This window comes from Aurantiacibacter sp. KMU-128 (assembly GCF_056933515.1).
Map to the genome: position 1 here is coordinate 714,861 of NZ_JBXORT010000001.1, position 12,462 is coordinate 727,322.

At 63.6% G+C, this 12,462-nt stretch carries 11 protein-coding genes; 9 read left to right on the top strand and 2 right to left on the bottom strand.

Going from position 1 to position 12,462, the window contains the following annotated elements:
- Window positions 1-21: 21 nt before the first annotated feature.
- Together ACS0VV_RS03645 and apaG are read left to right on the top strand one after the other, a co-directional pair.
- On the top strand, window positions 22-2,004 hold the full coding sequence (locus tag ACS0VV_RS03645) for an alpha/beta hydrolase family protein (protein ID WP_483531374.1): 1,983 nt from the start codon (window positions 22-24) through the stop codon (window positions 2,002-2,004).
- A 111-nt stretch (window positions 2,005-2,115) separates the two neighbouring features.
- Window positions 2,116-2,517: a Co2+/Mg2+ efflux protein ApaG gene (gene apaG, locus ACS0VV_RS03650; protein WP_483533492.1), complete on the top strand. Its 402-nt coding sequence runs from the start codon at window positions 2,116-2,118 to the stop codon at window positions 2,515-2,517.
- 277 nt (window positions 2,518-2,794) lie between these two features.
- Here the strand turns inward: apaG and ACS0VV_RS03655 are convergent, their stop codons facing one another.
- A complete protein-coding gene (locus tag ACS0VV_RS03655; protein WP_483531375.1) occupies window positions 2,795-5,389 on the bottom strand; it encodes a M14 family metallopeptidase in 2,595 nt (864 codons plus the stop codon).
- A 73-nt stretch (window positions 5,390-5,462) separates the two neighbouring features.
- Between ACS0VV_RS03655 and ACS0VV_RS03660 the strand changes: the two genes are divergently transcribed.
- Window positions 5,463-6,365, top strand: coding sequence for a hypothetical protein (locus ACS0VV_RS03660; RefSeq protein ID WP_483531376.1), 903 nt, complete (start codon window positions 5,463-5,465; stop codon window positions 6,363-6,365).
- 124 nt (window positions 6,366-6,489) lie between these two features.
- Here the strand turns inward: ACS0VV_RS03660 and ACS0VV_RS03665 are convergent, their stop codons facing one another.
- Window positions 6,490-7,770, bottom strand: coding sequence for a glycosyltransferase (locus tag ACS0VV_RS03665; RefSeq protein ID WP_483531377.1), 1,281 nt, complete (start codon window positions 7,768-7,770; stop codon window positions 6,490-6,492).
- A gap of 159 nt (window positions 7,771-7,929) precedes the next feature.
- Here ACS0VV_RS03665 and ACS0VV_RS03670 point away from each other — a divergent pair, with 159 nt between their 5' ends.
- From ACS0VV_RS03670 to ACS0VV_RS03695, 6 genes are all read left to right on the top strand, one after another.
- On the top strand, window positions 7,930-8,718 hold the full coding sequence (locus ACS0VV_RS03670; protein WP_483531378.1) for a LysR family transcriptional regulator: 789 nt from the start codon (window positions 7,930-7,932) through the stop codon (window positions 8,716-8,718).
- Window positions 8,715-9,566 carry a DUF3626 domain-containing protein gene (locus ACS0VV_RS03675; protein WP_483531379.1) on the top strand — a complete coding sequence of 284 codons (852 nt, stop codon included), beginning with the start codon at window positions 8,715-8,717 and terminating at the stop codon, window positions 9,564-9,566. Before ACS0VV_RS03670 ends, ACS0VV_RS03675 begins: the two co-directional genes overlap by 4 nt.
- Window positions 9,567-9,661: 95 nt before the next feature.
- Window positions 9,662-10,294: a cytochrome b/b6 domain-containing protein gene (locus tag ACS0VV_RS03680; RefSeq protein WP_483531380.1), complete on the top strand. Its 633-nt coding sequence runs from the start codon at window positions 9,662-9,664 to the stop codon at window positions 10,292-10,294.
- Complete coding sequence (locus ACS0VV_RS03685) at window positions 10,291-10,815, top strand: helix-turn-helix transcriptional regulator (protein ID WP_483531381.1); 525 nt, start codon at window positions 10,291-10,293, stop codon at window positions 10,813-10,815. The genes ACS0VV_RS03680 and ACS0VV_RS03685 overlap by 4 nt, the downstream gene beginning before the upstream one ends.
- Window positions 10,816-10,956: 141 nt before the next feature.
- Window positions 10,957-11,766: a M90 family metallopeptidase gene (locus ACS0VV_RS03690; protein WP_483531382.1), complete on the top strand. Its 810-nt coding sequence runs from the start codon at window positions 10,957-10,959 to the stop codon at window positions 11,764-11,766.
- Window positions 11,767-11,889: 123 nt separating this feature from the next.
- Window positions 11,890-12,408 carry a GNAT family N-acetyltransferase gene (locus tag ACS0VV_RS03695; protein ID WP_483531383.1) on the top strand — a complete coding sequence of 173 codons (519 nt, stop codon included), beginning with the start codon at window positions 11,890-11,892 and terminating at the stop codon, window positions 12,406-12,408.
- The last annotated feature ends 54 nt before the right edge of the window (window positions 12,409-12,462 follow it).

Genomic DNA, 12,462 nt, shown 5'->3' on the forward strand with positions numbered 1-12,462 from the left:
GTCGCAAGAAGGGGGGATGTAATGAAGTTCGCGTATTTTCTGGCCGCTGCTGTGGTGGCAGGGATTGTGGCAGATGCGCAGCCTGCTGCTGCGCAGGAGAACCTCGCGGCTGCGCAGCTGGAAGAGATTGTCCCCCCGGAAATTCCGACTTCGGCCTTTGCTGGCCGTTCGGCGCTCAGCGGGGCGCAGCTGTCGCCCGATGGCAGCAAGTTCGCCTTCACCGTCTTGCGCGACGACCGGCTTTACCTCAGCATTTTTGACTCCAGCACACGCGAGCTTGTGGGTGGCCTGATGCTGGGTGAACCCGACGATTTCCGGTGGTTCCGCTGGGTAACCGATGACCGGATGCTGTTTTCCGTGCTCGGCACCGATTCGCGATATGGGCTGAATTACAGTCGTCTCATCTCCTACGATATCACCGCGAACCGCTTTCGGCCGTTGACGCTGGCGCGGATGAGTTTCGACGGCGACAATATCATCCACACCGCGCGCGATGGCTCTTTCGTGCTGGTCTCCATGTCCGAAGGCTGGGGGCAGGATCCCAATGTCTGGCGCTTTGATCTCGACGCAGAGGAGAGCGAGGACGAGATTCGCGGGCGAAGCTGGCAAACGCGAACCGGCATGGTCAGCGCGTGGATCACCGATGAAACGGGCACCGTGCGCATCGGCCTTGGCCCGCGGGGGAACCGTTCGATCGGAATGCGCTACCGCAGCAGCGCGGAAGATGCGTGGGACACCGTTGCCCGCACCCGGTTCGACGATGCCGAAACGCTGGATACGTGGGACTTTTACGGCCTGCGGTCGGGCAGCGATATGGGCTACACCATCGCTCTGCCGCCCGGCAGCGACCGGCGGGCGCTGATGCGCTTCAACTTCGCCACGGCGGAGCTTGGCGAAGTGGTCTACCAGTCGGAGACAGAGGATGTGACCTCGGTCGTCATGAACGATGCGGGCGAGCCGATTGCGGTGGCCTATGCCGGGGACAATTTTCGCCGCGAGTGGATCGATCCGGAGATCCGCCGCTGGCGTGAACGGCTTGGGCGTGCGCTGCCGGGCAGCGCGGTAACGATCCTGGATATCACCGAAGACCGCAGCCGGATGCTGGTGCTGCAATCGGGGCCGGCTGATCCGGGCGCGCTTTATGTTTTTTCTCCGGACGGGCCGAGCCTTGATCTGTTTGCGGAGTTTCGCCCGGAAGTGCCTGCCGCCGCGCTGAGCGCGCCGCAGCCGATCCGGTATGACGCGCGCGATGGCACCTCGATCCACGGCTACCTGACGCTGCCGCGCGGTCGCGGGCGAACGGGCTTGCCGCTTATCGTGCTGCCTCATGGCGGGCCCTTCGGCATTCGCGACTGGGACAATTATGACGACGAGGTGCAGTTGCTCGCCAATCGCGGCTATGCGGTGATCCAGCCCAATTTTCGCGGTTCGGGCGGTTATGGCGAGGCGTTCGAACTGCTCGGTAACGGGCAGATCGGGCGGGCGATGCAGGACGATCTCGACGATGCGGTGGCGCATCTGGTGGCCGAGGGGATCGTCGATCCCGAGCGCGTTTGCATCGTCGGCGCGAGCTATGGCGGATATGCTGCTGCGTGGGGCGCGATCCGCAATCCGGAGATTTACCGCTGCGCTGTCAGCTTCGCCGGCGTCATGCATTTCGAGCGGCAATTGGCGCATGACAGCAACTATCTGTGGGGGCGCCATCGCGGTGCGCATTGGGACAGGGTCGATGGCGACCAGACCAATTTCGATCTCGACGATGTCTCTCCCGCAGTGCAGGTGAGCAATCTCACCCGTCCTTTGCTGCTGGTGCATGGCGAGCAGGATACGCGGGTGCCGTTCGCCCAGTTCGAACTGATGGTGAGCCGCGCCAACCGCGCCAATATCCCGATTGAGACGCTGGCGCTGGAAGAGTCGGGCCACGGCTTCTGGAATCCGGAAGACGAACAGGCCTATTACGATGCGCTGCTGGATTTTCTCGCGCGCCACAATCCCGCCGACTGATTTCAGCGGTGACCGGATTGGCAAGCCTGCAACAGCTCGTCGATTAGCGACCAAAGCCCCCTTGTGAGCGGGCGGAATCGCGTTACTTTGGCGGGCATGGCGATCAACGCGATCCAGTCCCTGTTCCAGCACGTCGCTATCACCCGCGGGGTGACGGTGCGTGTTGCGGTCAGCTTCATGCCCGAGCAATCGCGCGTGGGGGCGGGGCGGTGGTTCTGGGTCTACCATATCCGCATCGAGAACGGGCGGGACGATGCCGTGCAGCTGAAAACGCGGCACTGGCGGATCACCGATTCGAACGGGATGGTGAACATTGTCGATGGCGAAGGCGTGGTGGGCGAAACCCCGCGGCTGGAGCCGGGGCAGGCGCATGATTACGTCTCGGGCTGCGAACTGACGACCAACGCAGGCGCGATGGAGGGGTTCTATACCTTCACCGATGCTGCGGGTGATATGTTCGAGGTGGCGATCCCGTATTTTCCGCTGGCTGCGCCTGCCGATTCTTCTGTTTAGCCTCAAGCGCCGGCGGGGCCATCCGGCCCCTTAGGCTTCCGCCCTACCGTGCGGCGCGCGGTCGCGCGCTGTCGTTGCCTGGGCGGCAACGAGACCATTCCAGGCCAATCACGAGCGGGGGAGGTAATGCGAAAGCATCGACGGCGACTAGCCGACGACCGAGCGCACAGCGCGACCCGCAGGTGCCGCGCAGCCGGAACGTAGTCCCGGCGGAGCGAACAGCACCGAGGACGCTCGCCCGGATGGGTGAGCGAAAGGCAGAAAATAAGCGGTCGCGCTAGCGAACGCGCGCTGGCGCCACCATCACCGCGTTCGCCAGCAGCAGGTCGAGCCCGTCTAAGTAACCGCGCACGGCGGGGTCATGGGCGAAGCCGATCGCCAGCCCGCGCCCGGTGCTTTGCGCGATCATATAGGGTTTGTAGGCCATTTGCTGGCGGTTCTCCTCCCACACATAGCCTGCCGCGACCAGATTGGCCGCGTCGGTATAGCGCACCACATTCACCCCGTCGGACAGGCTGAGCGGGGTGAGGATCAGCGAGCCATCGGCAAAAACCGTCGGCGGCGATCCGTCATATCCGGCGGCGAGGAAGCTCTCGCCATCGACCACCGTGTTGAGCAGCGCGCCGGGCAGCGTGTCGGGACGGCGGGTGGGATCGACGATCCGCTCGCGATATTCGGCATCGTTGGCAATTGCTGTGCCCGGCGCGGGGCCGGTCTTGTCCTCGCCTTCGGGCGATCCACCCAGCACCGTCTCGCTTTGCGTAGCGAACAACCCGTTCTCTCCGCCAGCGAAGGATGCCAACGAATCGCCATAGGCCACCAGCACGCCGCCGCCCTGCACATAGCGGGTGAGCGCCGCGCGTTCGCTGCTGCCAATCCCGAAGCTGTCAGGCACGATCATCACGTCGAAACCGGACAGGTCGGCGCGCGCGAGATTGTCGGAACGGACGGCCGCGGTGGGCAGGCCCAGCCGCTGTTCGATCACATAGCGCGTCGCGCCTGCCGACAGCGGCGAGATATTGCCGTCCCACACCACGCCGATAGTGGGCGCTTCGAGCAGCACAAAGCTGTTCGAGCCGAAGTTCGGCCCGTCATCGACCCAGCCCGATGCCAACGGCCGGGTTTCCGCGCCGATCTCGCGCGCCAGTTCGACAAGCGTATCAAGCGAGCCGTCATTCTCCGCCAGCGTGAACACCACGGTCCCGCGCGGGAATGTCTCGCCATCGACGGTGAAGGCGGTGTCGGTCGAACGGCCCTTCAGCCCGGCGCGCAAGGCTTCGGCGACGAGCCGCACCTGCCCGCTGTCGGTCCACGGCACCGCAATCCCGAACGCGCCCGAGGGCGACACTTCGCCCGCAATCGGCGCATCGGCGCTGACCGGCGTACCCGCGCTGGCCGAAGCACATTCGGTGATGCCAAGCCCGCTCATCTGGCCCACAGACCATGCGGTGGTGTCGTAAATCTCGTGCGGCAGATCGCTCGCGCGGCGGGCTTCCTGCGCGGCGATGAAATCGGCGGGCAGTTCCACATCGCGGTCAAGCAGGCTGCGGATCAGGCGCGCAGTCGGCTGGCGCATCGAGATGCTGAGATAGCCCTGCGGATAGGAACGTCCGCAAGCGGTGGCGCTGCCATCCACGCGGCCCACGGCAATGCCCTGATGCACCAGACGGCGGCCCAGGGCCTCGGCGTTCCAGCGGCGGTTCGCCAGATCGATCACGAAATAACCGCTGCCCACCGCGCCATTGGCGGCGCTGCGGCGATAGGTGGCGTAATCATTGAGGAACATATCGGCGTTACGCGCTACGGTCTCTGCGGTCGCCAGCGACGTCGCGAAATGGTTTCTGACCCCCTCGCCATAGGTGAGGATTTCGCCGTTGCTGCGTTCCCACAAAAGACCACGGGCAGAAGATTGCTCGAAAGTCATGGCAATCGCGCCGTTCAGCGTTGGCCAGGTGTCGCCATAGCCGGGATAGAACGCGTCGAAGATTTCGCGGGTGTAATAGGGCTCACCCAGCGAATCGAGCATCGCGCCCATATTCCGGCCCAGCAGGTTCTGCCGCTGCCGCTGCGTTGCGGTGATATAGGGATTGAACGGATCGGCGCTGGGCGGGAAGAAATAGGTCTGGTCGCCGCCCATTTCGTGGACATCGGCGAGGACGACTGGGTTCCACGCCGCCACCGCCGTCACCTTGCCGCGCGTTTCTGGCTGCGTGAGCGCGAACCAGTCGCGGTTCAGATCGAACAGATAGTGGTTGTAACGGCCACCCGGCCACGGCTGGTCGGGGCCTGCCGTCGCGCGGTCTCCCGATGGTGCAAGGCCAAGCTGGGCGTAATAGGAATGGGTGAAGCGTGCACGGCCATCGGGGTTTTGCGAGGGATCGATGATGACCACGCTGTTCTGCATAATCGTGTCGACCCGATCATCCCCGCGCGCGGCGAGCAGGTGATAGGCCATCACCAGCGCGGCATCCGATCCGCTGATTTCGTCGCCATGCACGCTGTAGGCGAGCCACGTCACGGGCACGCTGTCCGGCCCCGGCGCACCGCCATTGGCGATGCGCTGCATATCGGCCTGGATGGCATCAATGCGCGCCATGTTCTCAGCGCTGGTGATGACCACATAGATCAGCGGACGGCCTTCCCAACTGCGCGCATATTCGACGATCCGCACGCGGTCGGGCGCAGCCTCTTGCAGCGCTTCCATGTAATCGATCAGCACTTCGGGGCGCGTGATCTGCTCTCCGCTGCGATGGCCGGCAACCTGCTCAAGCGTGGGGATCGCGGGATCGAAATCGCCGTCGAAAAAGCTCTGTGCCGAGGCGGGCGCGGCGAGCATCACTGTTGCACAAAAGACAAGAAAAGCGCGGATCATGCAGGACTCCGAGTTGGCAAACGCGGTTTGTGTGGCCATGTGCGCAAACCGTCAAGCCAAAGTCTGCGCGAGAATGTCAGCCGAACCCGTTCCTCCCAAACACACCCGCCTGCTGACATTCTTCTCGATCGGATTGTCGCTGGTGATGGCGGTGGTGGTGGGGGTGACCCTGCTGGAGCTCGATTGGCACGAGATCGGCGCGCTGGTTCCGTCCTCACCGCTGTTCTGGTTGGTGTTCGCAGCCTTCTATATGGGCGCGCCTTTGGGCGACTGGTTCGCCTTCCGCCAGATCTGGCCTGTGGGGAAAGGCGCGCTGGCGGCGACTTCGCGCAAGCAGGTCTTCAACGAAATCGTGGTCGGCTACCTCGGCGAGGCGTATTTCTACACTTGGGCCAAGCGGCGCATTCCCGAATATCACGGCACCACGCCGTTTGCGGCGGTGAAGGATGTGGCGATTCTGTCGGCGTTTGCGGGTAATGCGACGATGGTGGCGCTGCTGGTGATGTTGTGGCCGCAAATGGGCGACGAATTGCTGGCGAGCGGTCGCGGGGAGATTTTCTGGAGCCTCGCGCTGGTTCTCGGCATCAGCCTGTTGATCCTGCTCGCCCGCAAACAGGTGTTCTCGATCAACAGGGGCAAGGCGCTGGCGATTTTTGCGATCCATTTGGCGCGCAATGTCGCCAAGGTGCTGCTGGCGGGGCTGATGTGGAGCCTGATCGTGCCCGAAGTGCCGCTCGTCTGGTGGCTTTATCTGGCCACCCTGCGCCAGTTGGTGACCCGCCTGCCGTTGGTGTCGAGCAAAGATCTGATTTTCGCCGGTCTCGCCGTGCTGCTGCTGCCCGACCAGCCGCTGATCGCCGCGACTATGGCGCTCACCGCCGCGCTGCTGGTGGCGGCGCACGTGGTGGTAGGGATTGTATTGTTGCGCGGGGATATCCGCGATTTGCTGCGGCTCGGCCGTTCGCGCGAAGCGTAACAGAAAAGCCCTTCCCTTGGGGGGAGTCGCAGACGGCGCGTAGCGCCTACGGTTGGGATGGGGGTACGACGCTTGTGAGGTTGAACCCCCACCCCCGGCCCCTCCCCAAGGGTAGGGGAGATTCTTAGGACGGACTAAAGGTGCCCGCGCCCTTGCGATCGCCGAAGGGGCGGGTGACGTGATGTGTCCAGTAATCGCGCCGCGCCAGCCGCCGCCGTTCGCGCATCTTTTCCTGCGCGGCGGGATACACGTCCTGGAACAGCTCGGTAAAGGTCTTGTCCCAGCTATAGCGCCGCTCGACCAGCGCGCGGGCGGCTGCGCCCATCGCCTTGTGATCGCCGTTCCACACATCGAGCACGTTGCGCGCCATGGCTTCATCGTCCTCCACCGGGCCGAGCAGGCCGGTGCCAGGTTCGACGCGCTCGGGCATCGCGCCGCTTGCCACGCCGACGACGGGCAGGCCGCTCGCCTGCGCTTCCAGCACCGACATCCCGAAAGTCTCGTCCGCCATGCCGGAGACGTAGATATCCGCCGAAGCGAGTGCGCGCGCCATCAGGTCGCGGTCGTCGATATAGCCGGGCATGGTGATGCGCTTGCCCTGCGCCATCTCGCGAATGCGCGCCTCGCCGCGTCCTTCGCCGAGCAGCACCAAGGTCGCGCCCAGATCATCGGGCAGATGATCCATCATGCGTACCAGCGTTTCGGGGCGCTTTTCCGCGTCGAGCCTGCCGGCATAGAGCAGCAACGGCCCGTCGCCCGTGTGCCCCATTTCCGCGCGCGCAGCAGGGTCGCGGTGGCGCGGGTGAAAGCGCTGGGAATCGATGCCGAGATCGAGCAGCTTCACATCCTTGATCTTCCGGCTTTGCAGCACGCTCCTGCCGCTTTCGCCGATGGCATAGACCTGGTCGAACTCGCGATACATCACCTCGGCATAGCCAAGGATCAGCCATTTGGCGAAACCGGCGACCTTGGGGCCGTAAAGGTCGTGCGCCACGCGGTAGACCTGTGCATTGGGAAAATCGGTGCGGTATCCCGCCACCAGAGTGGTTTCGGGAAAGGCGCGGCGATACCGGATCGCGGTCCACGGCAGCAACCACGGGCACAGGCTTTCGATGATATCGGGGCGCTGCTCTTCGAGCACCTGCCGCACCGCGCCGGTGCGCAGGATGAAGCGGTAATTGGGGCTGCCTTTGACCAGATCAGCCGCAACTTCGATCCGCTTGTAGCGTTCTTCCTCGAAAATCGCGTCTTTCGGCCCCGGCACGATCTGGATCAGCGTGTGCGGCGTATGTTCCAGCACATACTGCTTCTTGCGCCGCAGATAAGTCGTAATGCCGCCTGCACCGGTGGGCGAGTAGCTCTGCGTAAGGTCGCAAACGACAAGCGGCGCAAGGGGTTCGATCATAGGGGAGGCTGCCTGTCCGGTGTAACCTTACCGGAAGATGAAGATGGTGCGTAGCGGCGGCATATAGGAAGGGCCGCGCCCTTGTCCAGTATCACTATGTCGGAGCGAAGAAGCGAACTTGCCGCCCGCGCCGCCGCATCCTAGATGGCTGCTTCGACCATGAAACGCACCCATCTCCCCCTGAACGCCCTGCGCGTGTTTGATGCCGCCGCGCGTCACCTGAGCTTTACCCGCGCGGCGGACGAGCTGGCGGTGACGCCTGCCGCCGTCGGCCAGCAGATCAGGGCGCTGGAGGATGTGCTCGGCGTGGTGCTGTTCCGCCGCACGTCCAAGGGGCTGGAACTGACCGACGAGGCGGGCGCGGGGCTTGATGCCTTGCGCGAAGGCTTCCTGCGGTTCGAGGAGAGCGTGCAGGCGATGCAAGCGGGGCAAGCGAGCAGCAATTACGCGATCGCCGCACCGCGCGAATTCTACGCCCAATGGCTTGCGCCGAAACTGGCCGCCTTCCGCGCCGCCAATCCCGACATCCGCTTCCAGCTCGCCGCCGATGAAATGGCCGATTTCACCGAGACCAATCTTGATATCGCGGTGCGGCTGGTCGACGGGCCGGGCGATATGGAAGGCGTGCAATTGACCGCCGGATGCAAGGTCGGCGTCGCCGCGCCGGGCGCGCCCGATAGCTGGATCGACTGGCCGACTTACGAGCCGCCCGAAGGCGCTGTAATCGGGCTGCAAGTGGGCAATTCAGGGCAAGCGCTCGCCTCTGCGCTGGCCGGCCTTGGCCGAGCCTATCTGCCGATGCCGCTGGTGGAAGAGGCGCTCGCGGACGGACGGCTGGAAAAGCTGGAAGAGGAACAGGACTGCCGCCGCGCCTACTGGCTCCTCGCCCCGCGCCCGCAATGGCGGCAGAAAAAGGTAAAGGCGCTGGTGGAGTTTCTGGCGGGGTGAGCGATCCGGTCGAGCGCGCCCTTGAACACCTGCGCTCGGTATGTCCGGCTGGCCCGGCTGATGACAGCTTCGCCCTCACCTTGAACTTCCATCCCGACCTTGTTGTGGCAGGCTCAACGGTCATTGATCGCTTGGCCCAAGAGGGGGTTTACCGCTCGCAATTCGAAACCGGCACCAGCAGCGGCGGGCTCACCGCGTTCAAGGATGGCGACCGCTGGCGCTGGGAAAGCCGGATCTTCGGCGGCGCTTACGATGATGCCGACCCGTCGCTGCGGCCGAAATACGGTTCGCTCAATTATCGCAACGACCCGGCAGGCGGATCGCGCCGCTTTGGTTCTGCGCATTTCCGCTTGCACCCGGAGCTGCGCGCGAGAACCTCGTTCTGCTATCCCGATAGCTATCTCAACCCGGAGAACATCGCCGTCGGCGATGTCCGGCACCTGATCGCACTGGCAGACGCAAACACACAGCTTGATGCGTGGCTCGACAATTATATCGAGGCGCATATCCACGGCCCGATCATCATCGCACGCGATGTCGAGGCGCTGGTTCTCGACCCGTCTTTCAAGGACAGTCCGATAGAGGAGTCGGCGCATTCGCTCGGTTGCACGATCGAATGGCACGAAGGGTTCCGTCTGTCGGTTCACCAAGCGCCCGAATGCGAGAAGTACCGTGGCCAATCGGTTGCCGATGCGATCCTGCAAATCGCTGACAATGGTTACGTGACGCCCGCTCTATTGTCGCAGGCCCGTGAGACGATCCTCGATTACCAGACCGCGAAATGGCTTTGGCATTGCACGGCACGCTTTGGATATGGGCCATCCTTCCCGACCGCAACCACTCCATAAGCATCCGCTTACGGCCGCCATATCAGCGCGACTCCAATCGACCGCGTTTGTGATAAGCTGCATTGTCCGTTGACTGTTCCAACCGGAGAAACGCCATGGACAACACTGTTAAGCCCGCGCGCAAATGGGACCCGATTGTCAAGCTGACGCATTGGGGCGTCGCGCTCGTGATCGTGTGCAACGCGCTGATCGTGGGCGAGGGATCGATCGCGCATATCTATGCCGGATATCTGCTCGCATCGCTGATCGCACTGCGCCTGCTATGGGGACTGATCGGCTCTACCAATGCGCGCTTCAGCGCCTTTCCGCCCAATCCGGTCGCCGCGCTGGGCCATGCCCGCGATATTGTTGCCGGACGCAAGGAAACACACGCCTCGCACAATCCATTGGGCGCGCTGATGGCCTATGCGCTGTGGGCGTGTCTGCTGGTGATTATCGGCAGCGGCATCGCCATGGCTGGCGCGCCGCCTGCGATCCCCACGCCCGTCAGCGTCTCGCAACTGGTGAGCGAAGGCGAGCACGAGGAAGGTGAGGGCGAACATGGCGAGTATGGCGAGCACGGCGAGGGCGGTGAAGAGGATGAAGGCGAGGAAATCTTCGAAGAAGTGCACGAGATCGCGGTAAACCTTCTCTACATCCTCGTTTTCCTGCATATTGGCGGGGTCGCGCTGGAAACCGCCCGCAGCGGTCGCCGGACGGTCACCGCCATGCTGCCGGGAGGACGATGAGCACACCGCCGAAACCACGCCAGCGGGCAGAGCAAGGTCGCGCGGATGACCGCCGGCTAACGCTGGTCGCAGGCGTGGTGGTGGTGCAGGCGGTCGCCGCCATTTTCTTCCTCGCCGATGCCGTGGTCGATATCGCCGAGGACGGTCTGGGATTGCACGTTATCAGCGAGGCGGTGATCGCCTTCGCCCTGCTCGCGGGCGTGGTGGCAGGTGCCTATCACACGCGGCAAATGGTCGAGCGCGCCCGCCGCGATGCCGAAGCGCTGACGATTGCCCGCGGCGCGCTGGCGGAACAATTGCAGGCGCGTTTCGAGGAATGGAAGCTGACAGCAGCCGAAGCGGACGTCGCGCTGCTGTCGCTCAAGGGGTTCGAGACCGCAGAGATTTCCCGCTTGCGCAATGTGGCAGAAGGCACGGTGCGCGCGCAGCTGACATCGATCTACGCCAAATCCGGCGTCTCCTCGCGCCACGGCCTGCTCAGCCAGTTTTTTGACGATCTTATCGAGCTGGGCGACGTTTGAAATTCGGGACTTGGTGACCGCCACGTGTCGGCGGGGCGCGGGACGTATTGGGGCGAGCCCAAGGCTAGCACCTCCCACGCGCTTGTTCTGACCGCCTCCCACTCTTACCTCATCGGTTGGCTGCAACGGCAATAGGCCCCGATGAACTACCTTCCCCTTATCCTCCTCGCGCTTGTTATCTTCGGGCTGATGTACCGCAGCTTCGCCCGTCGGCGGAAGCGGGAGCGGCTGCTCGCTACACCGCTAACACCGCAGCAACGCGCGATTGTGGAGCGGCTGGTGCCGCTCCTGCGCCGCTTGCCCGAGGAGTTGCGGCCCAAGCTCGAGGGCAAGATCAACCGCTTCCTCGATCAGGTTACCTTCCACGGCTATAACGGCATCGAGGTCAACGATGCGATGCGGCTATCTATTGCGGCGCAGGCGTGCCTGCTGGTCGTCAACAGCCCGGTCTGGTTCGATAGCTTGCGCACCATATTGATCTACCCTGCGGCCTTCAGCACCGGGCGCGGCAGGCATGACGGGTTTGTGGTGCACGAGACCAGTCACGCGACCTTGGGCGAGAGCTGGACTTATGGCCCGGTCGTTTTGTCCTGGGATGACGCGCTGCACGGCGGGCTCGACCCCGAAGACGGGCACAATGTCGTCATTCACGAATTCGCCCACCAGCTCGATGCGCTCACCGGCCACACCAATGGCATTCCGATCCTGCGCAAGGGGCAGGACTATGCCGGTTGGGAGAAGGCGATGCTCGATGCCTATCACGGCCATCTCGAACGGCTGGAGCGTGGTCACCCGACGCTAATCGACCCCTATGGCGCGACCAATCACCAGGAGTTTTTCGCCGAGGCCACAGTGACCTTCTTTGAAAAGCCTAAGGCGATGCGGCAGGAGGAATCTGCGCTCTATGCGCAGCTGGCGGAACTGTATGCGCTTGATCCGGCGGGGTGGTGAGCGGCTCCGATCTAAATTCCGCTCATCCTGAGCTTGTCGAAGGATCGCTTTTCCTCTTGGCGAAGTTCTCGAAGTGAATAACGACCCTTCGACAAGCTCAGGGTGAGCGGGTTAAGGGGAGGCATGACTAGCCCAACCCTCACCACACCGCGCTTCACCTGCCGCGCGCCCGTTGAAGCCGATGTCGATGCCTTCTGGCCTGCATTCTCCAGCGAGGCGCATATGCGCTATTGGTCGTGCGCGGCGTTTACCGAGAAGGACGTGCTCAGGGACTATCTGCTCGACACCAAGGCGGGGCGCAGCTGGGTCGCGGTGCCGCATGATGGCGGCGCGCCAGTGTTCCGGATGTTTGTCGGCGAGCGCGGGGAGCAGGTGGCCGAGATCGGCTATATCATGGTGCCGGGCAATGAAGGGCAGGGGATTGCGCGCGAATGCCTCTCCGCGCTTATCACCTATCTCTTCCGCACCGAGAATTACGAGCGCATCTGGGGCGATGTCGATCCGCGCAACACGCCTTCCAGCCGCTTGCTCCTCAGCCTCGGCTTCACGCGCGAGGCGCATCTCCGCAAGGCGATGAAAACGCATATCGGCTGGTGCGACACATGGCTGTGGGGCCTTCTGGCAGATGAATGGCCGGACTAGGATTGATTCATATTGGCGGTGCTAGCCAGAGCCTGTTACCAGAGGTAACAACAG